Annotated in this window: 12 protein-coding genes; 6 read left to right on the top strand and 6 right to left on the bottom strand. The window is 70.1% G+C overall.

The window, feature by feature from the left end; all coding sequences use genetic code 11:
• Positions 1-39: 39 nt before the first annotated feature.
• A complete protein-coding gene (locus JOE59_RS17730) occupies positions 40-855 on the bottom strand; it encodes a shikimate 5-dehydrogenase (RefSeq protein WP_204462884.1) in 816 nt (271 codons plus the stop codon).
• Positions 856-882: 27 nt separating this feature from the next.
• Entirely contained in the window at positions 883-1344 is a 462-nt protein-coding gene (locus JOE59_RS17735) for a DUF3817 domain-containing protein (protein WP_307837111.1), read from the bottom strand.
• Between the two features lie 179 nt (positions 1345-1523).
• Between JOE59_RS17735 and JOE59_RS17740 the strand changes: the two genes are divergently transcribed.
• Positions 1524-2057, top strand: coding sequence for an adenine phosphoribosyltransferase (locus JOE59_RS17740; RefSeq protein ID WP_204462888.1), 534 nt, complete (start codon positions 1524-1526; stop codon positions 2055-2057).
• Between the two features lie 116 nt (positions 2058-2173).
• Positions 2174-2482, top strand: a complete 309-nt coding sequence (locus JOE59_RS17745) for a hypothetical protein (RefSeq protein ID WP_204462890.1) — start codon at positions 2174-2176, stop codon at positions 2480-2482.
• Positions 2483-2517: 35 nt separating this feature from the next.
• Here JOE59_RS17745 and JOE59_RS17750 read toward each other — a convergent pair whose 3' ends face one another.
• Positions 2518-3186: an SDR family oxidoreductase gene (locus tag JOE59_RS17750; RefSeq protein ID WP_204462892.1), complete on the bottom strand. Its 669-nt coding sequence runs from the start codon at positions 3184-3186 to the stop codon at positions 2518-2520.
• 80 nt (positions 3187-3266) lie between these two features.
• Between JOE59_RS17750 and JOE59_RS17755 the strand changes: the two genes are divergently transcribed.
• Entirely contained in the window at positions 3267-3629 is a 363-nt protein-coding gene (locus JOE59_RS17755; protein ID WP_204462894.1) for a winged helix-turn-helix transcriptional regulator, read from the top strand.
• A 27-nt stretch (positions 3630-3656) separates the two neighbouring features.
• Here the strand turns inward: JOE59_RS17755 and JOE59_RS17760 are convergent, their stop codons facing one another.
• The 3 genes from JOE59_RS17760 to JOE59_RS17770 form a co-directional block, all read right to left on the bottom strand.
• Complete coding sequence (locus JOE59_RS17760; RefSeq protein ID WP_204463471.1) at positions 3657-4331, bottom strand: DNA alkylation repair protein; 675 nt, start codon at positions 4329-4331, stop codon at positions 3657-3659.
• Between the two features lie 82 nt (positions 4332-4413).
• Entirely contained in the window at positions 4414-5022 is a 609-nt protein-coding gene (locus tag JOE59_RS17765) for a tetratricopeptide repeat protein (RefSeq protein WP_307837112.1), read from the bottom strand.
• Positions 5023-5044: 22 nt separating this feature from the next.
• Complete coding sequence (locus JOE59_RS17770; protein WP_204462896.1) at positions 5045-6640, bottom strand: AMP-binding protein; 1596 nt, start codon at positions 6638-6640, stop codon at positions 5045-5047.
• A gap of 119 nt (positions 6641-6759) precedes the next feature.
• Here JOE59_RS17770 and JOE59_RS17775 point away from each other — a divergent pair, with 119 nt between their 5' ends.
• The 3 genes from JOE59_RS17775 (at position 6760) to JOE59_RS17785 (ending at position 14470) form a co-directional block, all read left to right on the top strand.
• Complete coding sequence (locus tag JOE59_RS17775) at positions 6760-7209, top strand: Fur family transcriptional regulator (protein ID WP_204462899.1); 450 nt, start codon at positions 6760-6762, stop codon at positions 7207-7209.
• 160 nt (positions 7210-7369) lie between these two features.
• Positions 7370-8851: a catalase gene (locus JOE59_RS17780; RefSeq protein WP_204462901.1), complete on the top strand. Its 1482-nt coding sequence runs from the start codon at positions 7370-7372 to the stop codon at positions 8849-8851.
• Positions 8852-9280: 429 nt separating this feature from the next.
• Entirely contained in the window at positions 9281-14470 is a 5190-nt protein-coding gene (locus JOE59_RS17785; RefSeq protein ID WP_204462910.1) for a family 78 glycoside hydrolase catalytic domain, read from the top strand.
• The last annotated feature ends 3 nt before the right edge of the window (positions 14471-14473 follow it).

The following is a 14473-nucleotide window of genomic DNA, read 5'->3' on the forward strand; positions in this document are numbered from 1 at the left end:
AGACGGCGCCGGCGCCGTCTCCTCGACCCGCGCGGCGGGCTACTCCGCCCGTGAGAACGCGGCGGCGCGCTCGATCTGCTCGCGCGTGAGCGCAACCCCCGTGTAGCGCTCGAACTGCGCGGCGGCCTGCATCGCGTGCACCTCGGCGCCGCTGATCACGAGCTTGCCGGCGGCCCGACCGGCCGACACCAGCGGCGTCTCGGCCGGGAATGCGACGACGTCGAAGACGACGGATGCCGCGGCGAGGTGCTCCTCGGAGAACGAGAGCGCCGAGGCATCCGCGCCCTGCATGCCGAGCGGGGTGACGTTCACGATGACGTCGGCGCCGGGCTCGGGGTCGGCGGCCGTCCACGCGTAGCCGTACTGCTCGGCGAGCGCCGGGCCGAGCGACGCGTTGCGCGCGAGCACGGTGACGTCGTCGAAGCCGGCGCCGCGGAAGGCCGCGACCACGGCCTTCGCCATGCCGCCCGAGCCGCGCACGAGCACGCGCTGCGCCGGGTCGAGCTCGTTCTCGGCGATGAGCTGCGCGATCGCCTCGTAGTCGGTGTTCGACGCGGTCAGCACGCCGCCGTCGTTCACGATCGTATTGACCGATTCGATCGCCGCGGCCGAGGGCTCGACGACGTCGACGAGGGGGATGACCGCCTCCTTGAACGGCATCGACACGGAGCATCCGCGGATGCCGAGCGCGCGAACGCCGCGCACTGCTCCCTCGATGTCGTCGGTCGTGAACGCCTTGTAGACGAAGTTCAGCCCGAGCTCGTCGTAGAGGAAGTTGTGGAACCGGGTGCCGAGGTTCGACGGCCGGCCCGCGAGCGAGATGCAGACCGACATGTCCTTGTTGAGGATGGGCATGTCACCATTCTGCGCTCTCGGAACGGGTCAGGCCTCGCGGCCACCGGGCGGGCCGATCACGAGGAGGCCCGCGAAGACCACGACGATGCCGACGACGGCGAGCGAGATGAGCAGCACGGGGCGCGCGAGGAACCAGCGCAGCAGCCCGTTGACCCAGTTGGAGTCGGCCGGGTGGTCGGTCTTCTCGCGGCGCCAGTCGCCCTCGAGGTGGCCCTTGCGCACGAGCCACAGGTCGAACGGGATGGTCGCGTAGGGCACGATCGCGGTGAGCACGGCGAAGGCGATGCGGCCGACGTTCCAGCGCTGGTTGACACCGACGATGACCGCGGTGAGCGCGTACGACAGGAACACGAAGCCGTGGATCGACCCGCCGACCAGCACCGCCCACTCGACGCCGGCGGCGTACTTCAGGATCATCGCGACGATCAGGATCGTCCACGTGACGGCCTCGGCGAAGGCCAGGGCGCGATAGAGGCGTTTCGGTGACACGGAATGCTCCAGAGTTCGGGGGATGGTTCCATCCTCGCAGCCGCTCCTGAGCCGAGGCATCGAACGAACGATTGATTCCCCTGCGGGTCGAGCGATTCCCCTGCGGGTCGAGCCGGTCGAGACCGTCCCCGGCCTCGACAGGCTCAACCCGCACCAGCGCTCCGCGGTAGCCTTGGGCGGTGACCGAGCAGTCTGCACGCGAGCTCGTCTCGAGCCTCATCGCGTCGATCCCCGATTTCCCCGAACCCGGCGTGACGTTCCGCGACCTGACCCCGGTGTTCGCCAGCGGACCGGCACTGCACGCGCTCGGCACCTCGCTGACGGAGCCGTTCGCCGGCCGGTTCGACGACATCGGCGGCGTCGAGGCGCGCGGGTTCCTCATCGCGGGCGCCGCCTCGGCGATCTGCGGTGCGGGCGTGCTCACCATCCGCAAGGCCGGCAAGCTGCCGCGCGCGGTGCTGCGCGAGGACTACGCGCTCGAGTACGGCACCGCGGCGCTCGAGGTGCACGAGGGCGAGCTGCCACCGGGCTCCCGCGTGCTCATCGTCGACGACGTGCTCGCGACCGGCGGCACCGTCGCCGCCGCGGCCCGTCTCGTCGAACGGGCGGGCTGGCAGGTGGCCGGCATCTCGGTCGCGCTCGAGCTCGAGGGACTCGGCGGCCGCGAGGCGCTCGGCGACCGCTACGAGATCTTCTCGCTGCTGCAGTACTGAGGGGCCGTCGGGCGAGCGGATGCCGCGGCATCCGCGACCTGTGGAACCGTCGCGGGCGTCGTGGACATTCCTTGGTAGCGTGTGCCACCGAACGAGGAGGTCCGATGCAGGACAGCATGCCGAAGCGAACGTTGTGGTGGGGGATCGGGCTGTCGGTCGGCGGTGCGCTGATGATCCTGCTCGTGCCACCACTGATGTACTCGGTCGTCTCGCCGCAGACCGAGCCCGAGGTCGGGCAGACGTTCCTCTCGATCGTCGAGCTCGTGTTGAACGTGATCCGGCAGCTCGTGCTGCCGCTCGGCACCGCGCTCATCGCGGCATCCCTCGTGATGTTCTACATCCGCGGCCGGGCGCAACCGGTCGAAGACGATCGCCCCAAGCGCTGGGTGCTGCCCGAACCGACGGAACACGGCCCCGAGCGCTGAAGCGGCCCGCTCCGGTGCAGCTGGAGCGGCGAGCGTCACCGGCGTCCGCCGTCGAGCCGCAGGGTCTCGCCGGTGAAGAACGGGGCCGACATGATCCACAGCACGGCATCGACGATGTCCTGGACGGTTCCGGTGCCACCGACGAGCGTCCTGGAGGCGGCTGCCGTGAGGAACGCCGCCTTCTCCGCACCGCGGGCATCCCACAGACCTGAATCGATGATCCCCGGAGAGATCGCGTTCACGCGCACCGGAGCGAGTTCGGCGGCCAGGTGCTGGGCTGCGAACGCGATGGCGCCGTTGGTGATTCCAGTGGCGTAACTCCCGGAACCGGGACGCCACGCGACCTGGCCGGAGAAGAGGGTGAGCGACTGCCGGATCTGGAAGTGCTTGGCCAGCAGGAGGGGGCCGGTGATCTTCGCCGCCATCGCCTCCTGCACCCGCGAGAGCTCCATCTCGCGGATCGGCGCACTGTAGGTCATGCTGGCGGTCGAGATCAGGTGATCGATGGGGCCGATGCGCTGCGCGGCCGCAGCCACGGACGCCTCGTCGCGCAGGTCGATGTGCAGTGTGCTCTCGTCACGTGGCGCGTGCGATGAAACGGTCACGCGTGCGTCTTCCGCGTCTGCGGCCGCCGCGATGGCAGCGCCCAAGCGGTGGGTTCCGCCGATGACGAGGACGGTGTCGTTGGCGAATCTTCCAGTCATGTTCTGCTCCGATCGGGTGTGATGCACTCGACGCTATGGAAAGGTAACTGGTGACTTCAACGTAACCGGAGGGGTTCCCTATGGCGTACGACATCATGTCCGCGAGCTGCCCATCGCGTATCGTGCTGCGGCGCATCGGCGCACGATGGACGGTGTTCATCGTCAACGCGCTCGAACACGGGCCGATGCGATTCACCGCGCTGGCGACCCGAATCCAGGGGATCACACCGAAGGTTCTCGTGGAAACGCTCCGGTCTCTGGAGGAAGACGGCCTGGTCTCCCGAACCGTATTCGACGAGAACCCCCCTCATGTCGAGTACGAGCTCACAGAGCTGGGCCGCTCGCTGCTGGTGCCGCTCCGCGCCGTGAGGGAATGGGCCGAGGAACACGTCCCCGCGGTCCTCGCCGCCCGCGCCGCTCTCGGGCCGACCGACGCGAACTAGTTCCCGCCGCCTGTCCGTGCCCCCGATTCAGCGAGTCTGCCGACGGACGATCTCGTTGATCCAGATCGGCGCGAACGGCGAGGTGCAGTTCGGCGGGGTGGGGTAGTCCTTCAGCACCTCGAGGCGCTCGCCGATCTCGAGCGCGCGTGCGCGGTACTCGGGGTGGTGGATGCCGATGTTCGCGAGGGTCTCGTTCATGGCCCACTGCAGGCGGTCGGGAGCCTGCTTCATGTGCGCCTCGATGAGGTCGAGCAGCCCCGGGATGTCGAGCCCCTCGGGCGACTTCGCGACGCGGGTGGTCGTCAGCGCCCATCCGGCGCTCGCCACGACGGGGTCGGCGTCGTCGAACCAGGCGACGCGCAGCTCTTCGACGTGCGGGTTCTTCTTGACGATGTAGTTGACGAGCCAGTCGTGCACCTTGGGCACGCGGGCCTCGCGGAGCATGGCGTCGAGCTCGGCCGCGCTGTACTGCTTCGGGCGGCTGATGAGGAGCGCCACGAGTCGGGCCGGGGTGTCGCCCGTCGCCCAGAGATCGCGGGCGAGTTCGGGCTGCGTGCCGACCCGCTTGGCGACCGCGCGCAGCTTGGTGAGGTTCACGCCGTGGTCGTCGCCGTGGCGTTCGTTCACCGCCCGCACCTTGGGGTCTTCGAGGGCGGCGAGGTCGGCCATGACCTCGCCGACGGTGGCCTGCGGTGCTGTCATCGTCGCCACGACGACCTCCTCTGAGCTCGGGCGGTACTCGTTCCCACCCTACGTCGGCCGTCTGCGCACAGGGCTCTGTCGATCAGGCCCCGCTGCGCTCCTCGTCGAGTGCCAGCAGGTACCCGGCGTTGCCGCGCAGTGCGGCTTCGTACCGCAGCACGTCGGGCGTGCGCACCGTATCGGCGGCGAAGGCGAGCAGCTCGCCGACCGCGGCGTCGCTGCGGCCCGCGGCGTGCAGCCCGAGCGCGTGGAACAGGCGCACGGACTCGGAGTCGGGGTACTCGGCGCGCGCCCGGTCGAGCGCGGCGAGGGAGTCGTCCATGCGGCCGAGGATGCGCAGCGTGCTGCCGTACTGCAGCAGGCACCGACGCAGCGGGTCGCCGGCGAGTCCGGCGGCCAGCGCCTGCTCGTAGTACCCGAGCGCGGTCTCCTCCTCGCCCGCGGTGTCGTACGAGCCGCCGACCTCGTAGAGCACGTACGGGTCGCCGGGGTGGTCGGCGAGCACGGCGAGGAACTCGTCGATCGTCGGCTGCATGTTCGCGCGGTCGCGGCGCTCGAAGATCTCGCGCAGCGTCGCTTCGAGCTCGGGGGAGAGGGTGGCGGTCATCGTTCCATCATCGCGGTCGTCGGCGCGATCGGGGTCGTCGGGCGAGCGCGCGAGCGAGCGGATGCCGCGCGCCCACCGAAGCACGAGGCATCCGCTCGCTCACGGCTCAGGCGGTGGCCGCCTGCTCGCGCGCCCGCAGGTCCTTGCGCAGGATCTTGCCGGCGCTCGACTTCGGGATCACCTCGATGAACTCGACGACGCGCACCTTCTCGTGCGGCGCGACGTGTGCTGTCACGTGCGCGATGACCGTGTCGGCGTCGAGGTCGGCGCCGGACTGCACCACGACGAAGGCCTTCGGCACCTCCTGGCCGTCGGCGTCGAGCACGCCGATGACGGCGGCGTCGGCGATCGCCGGGTGGCCGAGCAGCACCGCCTCGAGCACGGCCGGCGCCACCTGGTAGCCCTTGTACTTGATGAGCTCCTTGAGGCGATCGACGATGCGGTAGACGCCGTCGGCGGTCACCGTTGCGATGTCGCCCGTGTGCAGCCAGCCGTCGTCGTCGAGCATCTCGGCGGTCGCCGCGGCGTTGCCGAGGTAGCCCTGCATCACCTGCGGGCCGCGGATCCAGAGCTCGCCGGGCTCGCTCGTGCCGTCGTCGGCCGGTGTCTCGACGTCGACGCCCGTCTCGACGTCGACGAGGCGCGCCTCGGTGTTCGGCACCAGGAAGCCGATGGACGAGCGGTCGAGGTCGTCGCGGTCGGTGGGGATCACGTGCGTGACGGGGCTCGTCTCGGTCATGCCGTATCCCTGGGCGACCGTGCAGCCGATGCGGGAGGCCACGAGCTCGGCGAGGGCGCCGTCGAGCGGAGCCGCACCCGAGAAGACGACCCGCACACTCGAGAGGTCGTACTGGTCGACGAGCGGATGCTTCGCGAGCGCCACCGCGATCGGCGGCGCGATGAACACCCAGGTCGCCCGGTGTTCGCTGATGATGCGGAGGAACTCGACGAGGTCGAACCTCGGCATCGTCACGAGGGCGGCCCGGAGCTTGAGGGCGTAGTTCAAGAGGGCCGTCATGCCGTAGATGTGGAAGAACGGCAGCACCGCGAGCACGCGGTCGTCGGCCACGAGACCGATGGAGCCGCGCGCCTGCTCGATGTTCGCGACGAGGTTCGCGTGCGTGAGCATGACGCCCTTCGGGCGCCCGGTCGTGCCCGAGGAGTAGGGGAGCACGGCGAGGTGGGTCGCCGGGTCGAACGAGACCTCGGGCGCCGGGTTGCCCTCGCCGAGCAGGTCGCGCAGCGACGGGTGCCCTTCGGCGCCGTCGAGCACCACGAGGTGGTCGTCGGCGATGCCGAGGCGCGCTGCCGCGGCCTTCGCGCCCGGGAGGAGCGGGGACACGGTGAAGAACCAGGTGGCACCGGCATCCGTCAACTGGTTGGCGATCTCCTCGGGCGTGTAGAGCGAGTTGATCGTGGTCGCGGTGGCGCCGGAGCGCAGGATGCCGTGGAAGACCGTGGCGAACGCGGGCACGTTGGGGCAGAGCAGGGCGACCACATCGCCGACGCCGACGCCGCGGGCTGCGAGCGCCCCGGCGAGGAGCCCGATCTGGCCGACGAGCTGGCGATAGCTCGTCTCCGCGCCGCTCGTGCCGTCGATGAGCGCCACCCGGTCGAGCTCGGCGTCGGTGAGCCCGCCGAAGAGGTAGTCGTAGATCGACGTGTCGGGAACGGTGAGGTCGGGGTACGTGCTCCGGGCCATGCTGCGATCTCCTTCGATCTGCGGGTGGAAGCCATCATGCGGCATTCGCGCGGTCGGGGGAAGAGCTGACGACGGCTCGGTTGTTTTGATTGAATCAAGACAACTGCTACGCTCGAGACATGAGCACGAACGCCACCGAGGAGCGCGAGCAGGTCGCTGCACGCCTTCGCGGTGCAGGGCTCAAGGTCACCGAATCGCGTCTCGCGGTCTTCGACGCATTCCGGCCGGGCGAGCATCTCGATGCCGACGACGTGTTCACGCGCGTCGCCGGGCCACTGCCGACGACGTCCCGGCAGGCCGTCTACGGCGTGCTCGGCGCGCTCGCCGAGGCCGGGCTGCTCCGCAAGATCGAGCCGGCCGGTTCGCCGGCGCTCTACGAGACCCGCGTCGGCGACAACCACCACCACCTCGTCTGCACCGGCTGCGGCAAGGTCTTCGACGTCGGCTGCGTCGTCGGCGAGGCCGCATGCCTCACGCCGAGCGAGACGCACGGCTTCAGCATCGCCACCGCGGAGGTCACCTTCTGGGGCCTCTGCCCCGAGTGCAGCGCGAGCGGCGCGCTGAGCTGACCATCGCCGGTCGCACCGGCACCCTCGCACCCGCAGTCGACACTCCACACCCCGCGCCGGGTCGATCCGGCGTGCCCTGAAACTCGGGCGCTTCCCTACCAGCGCCCCGTCGGCCCCCGGGCCGGCGACCCCAGAGAAAGAACGAAGAGAGAAGGACGCCATGTCGGAACCCACCACGACGCCCACCACGACGCAGACCGGAACCCCGGTCGCCAGCGACGCCCACTCCCTCACGATCGGCGCCGACGGCGCGACGGTGCTGCACGACCGCTACCTCGTCGAGAAGCTCGCCCAGTTCAACCGCGAGCGGATTCCGGAGCGCATCGTGCACGCCAAGGGCGGCGGCGCGTTCGGTCGCTTCGAGGTGACCGCGGATGTCTCGGCCTACACGCGTGCCGCGGTGTTCCAGCCCGGCTCGACCGTCGAGACGCTGCTGCGCTTCTCGAGCGTCGCCGGTGAGCAGGGCTCGCCCGACACCTGGCGCGACGTGCGCGGCTTCTCGGTGAAGTTCTACACGACCGAGGGCAACTACGACATCGTCGGCAACAACACCCCCGTGTTCTTCATCCGCGACGCGATCAAGTTCCCCGACTTCATCCACTCGCAGAAGCGCCTGCCGGGGTCGGGCCTGCGCGACGCCGACATGCAGTGGGACTTCTGGACCCTCTCGCCCGAGTCCGCCCACCAGGTCACCTACCTCATGGGCGACCGGGGCCTGCCGAAGTCGTGGCGCGAGATGCACGGCTTCGGGTCGCACACCTACCAGTGGATCAACGCCGCGGGCGAGAAGTTCTGGGTGAAGTACCACTTCCGCTCGCAGCAGGGCGACCTGCACCTCGACGCCGAGAGCGCCGAGGCGATCGCCGGTGCCGACGCCGACTACTACCGCCGCGACCTGCACGAGGCGATCGAGGCGGGTGACCACCCCAAGTGGGACCTGCACGTGCAGGTCATGCCCTACGACGACGCGAAGACCTACCGGTTCAACCCGTTCGACCTCACCAAGGTCTGGCCGCACGCGGACTACCCGCTGATCCCGGTCGGCACGCTCACCCTCGACCGCAACCCGCAGAACTTCTTCGCCGAGATCGAGCAGGCCGCGTTCTCGCCCGCGAACACCGTTCCCGGCATCGCGATCAGCCCCGACAAGATGCTGATGGCGCGCGTGTTCAGCTACCCCGACGCGCAGCGCTACCGCGTGGGCACGAACTACAACCAGATCCCGGTGAACGCGCCGCACGCGGCATCCGTCGCCAACTACTCGCAGGATGGCGCCCAGCGTCACGCCTTCAACACGCCCACCACGCCGGTCTACGCGCCGAACTCGTTCGGCGGCCCCGTGGCGTCGGCCGAGGCGGCTGCCGAGGGCGGCTGGGAGAGCGACGGCGAGCTCGTGCGCGCCGCGTACACGCTGCGCTCGGACGACAGCGACTTCGGCCAGGCGGGCACGCTCTACCGCGAGGTCTACTCGGCCGAGGCGAAGCTCCGCCTGCAGGCGACGCTCGCCGGCCAGGCGGCCTCGATCACGATCGACGAGATCCGCGAGCGGTTCTTCCAGTACTGGACGAACGTCGACGCCGACCTCGGTGCCGCGCTCCGCGCCGCGCACGCGACGGCGGTCGCCGACGGCGCCGCGGCGTAGTCGAAGCCCTGCCCGAACGGGCCCGGATGCCGCGTGGCATCCGGGCCCGTTCCCGTGTTCGTCCCGTTCGCGTGTTCGCTCTGTTCGCGTGTTCGCCCTGTTCGCGTGTTCGCTCTGCTCGCCTTCCGTCGAGAGGACGCAACTTGTCGGTATTTGCGGGCGGGAAGCGACGATTCGCGTCATCTCGACTGCTGAGCCGGCGCCTCTTCGACGATCTCGGCCCCGGCACGCGCGCGGACAATCGCGCGCGCGAATACAGGGAGTGCGGGCGGTTCGAACGAACCGCCCGCTCTCGTTCCCCCGGTCGCGGGCGGCGGAGCGGACGATGGGCCCGGGTTTCCCGGCGAGGGTTGACCGCGGAATCAGGAGCTGGATAGGCTCCTGACTGTTCGCTGCAAAATGAATCGTTTCATCAAAGAGGAGAAACGCGTGCGACCCTACTTCCGCAGTGCCGCGGCCGGTGTGCTCATCGCCGGTACGGTCTTCGCTTCAGTGCTCACCGCACCACCGGCTCCGGCCGTCGCGGCGTCACGCCACACCGATCGAGTCGCCGTCGGGGCGCTCGAGGCCAATTCGGCCGAGAACCCGATCGGCATCCCGCTCGCCGCCCCGAGACTGAGCTGGCAGCTCACCTCGACGAGTCGCGGCGCGATGCAGTCCGCGTACCAGGTGCGTGTCGCGACGAGCGAGCGCAAGCTCGAGCGTCCCGACGTCTGGGACAGCGGCAAGGTCGCATCGGATGCCTCGGTCGACGTGCCGTTCGGCGGCCCCGACCTCGCGGGGGCGACCGAGTACGCCTGGCAGGTGCGCGTGTGGGATGCACGCGGGCAGGCCTCGGAGTGGAGCGATGCCGCGACCTTCGAGACCGCGCTCGCCTCGACCGATGACTGGGCGGGCGCCGAGTGGATCGGTGCCGACTCGTCGATCCCGGCGGAGTGGACCGACTACACGATGACCTTCACGGCGTCGAAGATCTCCGGCGCGCTCGGCGTGTACTTCCGCGGCAGCGACAGCGGCAACGCCGACATGTGGCAGCTGAGCCAGAGCGAGGGATCGCTTCGCCCGCACGTGAAGACCAACGGCGGCTTCGCGGTGCTTCCGGCGACACCGTTCCCCGCCGGCTTCGACTTCGCCGCCGAGCACGAGTACTCCATCACCGTCGACGGCACGACCGTCGTGACGAAGGTCGACGGCGCGGTGCTCGACACGCGCACCGTCACGGCGAACGCCGGCCCCGGGCTCGTCGGGTTCCGCACGAACGGCGCGGAGACCGGCCTCGTCTCCGAGGTGAAGGTCACCTCCGAATCCGGCGAGGTGCTGGTCGACACGACGTTCCCCGCCGGCGACCGCACCTTCACCTCGGGCACGGTGCAGGGCGGCAAGCTCCTCGTCGCAGGCAACACCGAGCCGTGGTTCGCCTTCGGCGCCGATGTGCCGTTGCTCCGCACGGAGTTCGACGTCGAGAAGCAGGTCGAGTCGGCGCGCATCTACGCCGCGGCGCGCGGCGTCTACGAGCTGCAGCTCAACGGCGAGCCCGTCGGAGACCAGCAGCTCGCCCCCGGGTGGACCGACTACAACACCCGCATCCTGTACCAGAGCTACGACGTGACCGAACAGCTCGAGGCCGGCGACAACGCCTTCGGCGCCGAGGTGGCCAACGGCTGGTACGCCGGCAACGTCGCGATGTTCGGCGACTCCGTCTACGGCAGCGACACCTCCGTCATCGCGCAGCTGCGCATCCGGTACACCGACGGCTCCGAAGAGCTCATCGCCACCGACGACGGCTGGCGCACGACGAACGGCGCGACGACCTCGGCCGACCTGCTCGACGGCGAGACCTACGACGCCCGCCGAGCCGCCGCGCTGGGAGCCTGGTCGGAGGCCGGCTACGACGACGGCGAATGGTCGAAGGTCGTGGTGCGTCCCTCCGCCACCGCGAAGCTCCAACCGCAGATCGACCCGCCGGTGCGCGTCACGCAGGAGCTGCAGGCCACCGAACTGCCGAGCCCGGCCGACGGCGTGCACGTCTACGACCTCGGCCAGAACATGGTCGGCCACGCACGGGTGACGCTGAACGGCGAGGCCGGGCAGACCGCCCGCATCCGCGTCGCCGAGGTGCTGAACTCCGACGGCACCCTCTACACCGCCAACTTCCGCGGAGCGAAGGCGACCGATTACTACACCTTCGCGGGAGACGGCGCCGAGACGTGGGAGCCGAACTTCACGTTCCACGGATTCCGCTACGTCGAGATCACGGGGGTCGACGATGCCCCCTCGGCCGATGACATCACCGGCGTCGTGGTCGGCACCGACAACATCTCGACCGGCACGCTCGAGACCTCCTCGCCGCTCGTCAACCAGCTGCAGAGCAACATCGTGTGGGGTCAGCGCGGCAACTTCCTGTCGATCCCGACGGACACTCCGGCTCGGGACGAGCGCATGGGTTGGACGGGTGACATCAACGTGTTCGCCAACACCGCGAACTACAACATGGACTCGCAGCTCTTCCTGACCAAGTGGCTGCAGGACCTGCGCGACACCCAGAGCGCCGACGGCGCCTTCCCCGGCGTCGCCCCGGTCGTGCCCGGCAGGTTCGACGGCGGCTACGGTCGTGCCGGATGGGCCGACGCCGGCGTGCATGTGCCGTACTCGCTGTGGAAGGCCTACGGCGACACGCAGATCCTCGTCGACAGCTACGACTCGATGAAGCGGTATGTCGACTACCTCGACGCCACCTCGACCGACCACATCCGCAACGTCGGCGGGTACAACGACTGGCTGAACCTCGACGACGACACCCCGGCGACGGTCATCGACACCGCATTCGTCGCGAAGGGCACCCGCGAGTTCGCCGAGATGGCGGCGGCGCTCGGTCGCGACGACGACGCGCAGCTCTACATGGAGCGCTACGAGGCGATCAAGGCGGCATACGGCGCGGCATTCGTCAGCGCGGACGGCACGGTGCGGGGCGACTCGCAGACGGCCTACATCCTGACGATCACGAACGACCTGATCCCGGCAGGGCTCGAGGACCAGGTCGCGGCGCAGTTCGTCGAGACGCTCGAGCGGCGGAACAACCACCTGTCGACCGGCTTCCTCGGCGTCGACGGGCTGCTGCCGGCGCTCACGGAGATCGGGCGCACCGACATCGCCTACAAGCTGCTGCAGAACACCGACTACCCCTCGTGGGGCTACGAGATCGGCAAGGGCGCGACCACGATCTGGGAGCGCTGGAACTCGATCATGCCCGACGGCACCTTCGGCCCCGTCGAGATGAACTCGTTCAACCACTACGCCTACGGCGCGGTCGGCGAATGGATGTACCGCACGATGGCCGGCATCTCCGCGCTCGAGCCCGGCTACCGCAAGGTGCTCATCGCACCCGAGACGGGTGCCGGCATCGACCACGTCGCCTCCTCGGTCGACACGCCCTACGGCGAGGTCGCGACGTCATGGCGAACGGATGCCTCGGGCTCGATGCAGCTCGACGTCACCGTTCCCGCCAACACGACCGCCGAGATCCGCATCCCGACGGCGAGCCGCTGGGCGATCACCGAGGGCGGCAAGCCCGCGGCATCCGTGAAGGGCATCGAGTTCGTGCGCTACGCCGACGGCGACGCCGTGTTCGCGGTGGGCTCCGGCGAGTACGAGTTCGCGCAGAACGTGACGCTCGGCCGGCTGGGCGACACCCGTGACGCGGCATCGGCGACCGACGACCAGGTGGCGGCGCTCCGCAAGGACGGCGCGCTGACGAAGTCGCAGGCGAAGACCCTCGACGACCTGGCCGACATGTTCGACGACCGGGCCGACAAGGCCTGGGACGCCTTCGTCGACGGGAAGCAGGGCCGGGAGCGCGACGTGCGCACCGCGGTCGCCGCGCACAAGACCCTGAGCTCGATGCAGGCGATCACCGCCTACCTCGATCGGGAGGTCGCACGCGGAACGCTCACGGTCGAGACCGCCGACTCGCTCCGGGCGATCCTCGCTCCGGCAGCCGAGAAGCTGGCCGCCGCGTGCGCGACGCTCGCCGGCGCATCGGTCTCGCTGACCGTGCCGGCCGAAGGGAGCTTCCCGGGCGACGCGGCACGTGCCGAGATCGTCGTCGACGTCAGCGGCAAGAAGAAGCTGAGCGACGTCGAGGCCGAACTGACTTCGGCCGAGGGGTGGAAGGTCACCGCGGTGCCCGCCGACGGCACCCGGAAGTACACGCCGGGCTCGTCGACGACGTTCGCGTTCGACGTGGCGATCCCCGCCGACGCGACACCGGGAGGCTACGGCCTCGACGGCACCCTCAGCTACCGCTACGACGGCACCGAGGTGACGCTGCCCTTGGCGGCGCAGCTCACGGTCGCGGCGCCCGTGACGGTGGGGGCCGTCACGGTCGAGCCCGCGGCTGCTCACCCCGGTGACGTCGTGGCGGTCTCCGTCGACCTCGTGAACCGCACGTCCGACGAGCGTTCCGGTTCGGTCACGGTGACCGGGCCGGAGGGCTGGGGCGAGGTCGAGGTTCCGTTCGAGGTGGGCGCCGAGGCATCCGCTCGTTCGACCGTCGAGGTCTCCGTTCCCTACACGGTGACCGGGGGAGCAGCGGTGCTCACCGCGGCCGTCGGCTCGTCGGCCGACGAGCGCGGCACGGCCTCGCTCGCGGTGGAGCTCTCGAGCACGCCGGCCGTCGTCGTCGACCATGTCGACCTCGGCCTCGCGGCATCCGAGCAGGCGCACGGGCTGACCGCGTCCGAGCACTCGGGCACGTCCCCGGAGGCCGGGCTCACCCGCCGGTACACCCACACCTCCTACCCGGGCGGCTGGTTCGAGTTCGACGTCGCGGTTCCGGCCGGCGAGCCGTTCGTGGTTCGCGCGGTCGAGACGTTCGACGCGGCGCGGCAGAAGACCTACGACATCTCGGCCGACGGCGAGACGGTCCTCGAGCAGCGCTACACCCGAACCGAGGGCGGCGCCGGCACGATGAGCTACCAGTTCGTCGTCGACGACTCGGAGGCCACGGCCGACGGCACGGTGCGACTGCGGTTCCAGGACGTGGACGGCGCGTACGACCCGTCGATCGCCGACGTGTGGATCCTCCCGGTCGCCGGCGGCCTCGACGCGGCCGAGAACGTGGTCGCCGGGTCGGCCGTCACGGCGCGCACGAGCCTGCAGGCCGCACCGGGCTGGGGCACGGCGAACCTCGTCGACGGCAAGCGCGAGAGCCTCGCGGGCGGCGCGAAGGGGTACACCTCCAACGGTCCCGACCGGTCGCAGACCGGCGTCGACCAGTGGCTGGCCTTCGACCTCGGGGCGCCGAAGGCGTTCGACACGGTCGTGCTCTATCCGAGGACCGCCACCGCCGACGACAAGGCGGCCGACGGCACCGACGGGGCGCACTTCCCGAAGTCGTTCGCCGTGCAGGTCAGCGATGACGGCACCACGTGGACGACGGTGCACGAGGTGACCGGGCAGGCCGACCCGGGCCCGAGGCCGCAGACGTACGGGTTCGACGCCGTGCAGGCGCAGCACCTGCGGGTGCTCGTCACCGAGCTCGGCCGTCCGACCGCGGAGGAGGGGCGCATCGGGTTCTACCGACTGCAGCTCGCCGAGGTGCAGGCGTTCGACCTGCCGTAGTCG

It is taken from the genome of Agromyces cerinus, from assembly GCF_016907835.1.
Taxonomy (GTDB): Bacteria; Actinomycetota; Actinomycetes; order Actinomycetales; family Microbacteriaceae; genus Agromyces; species Agromyces nitratus.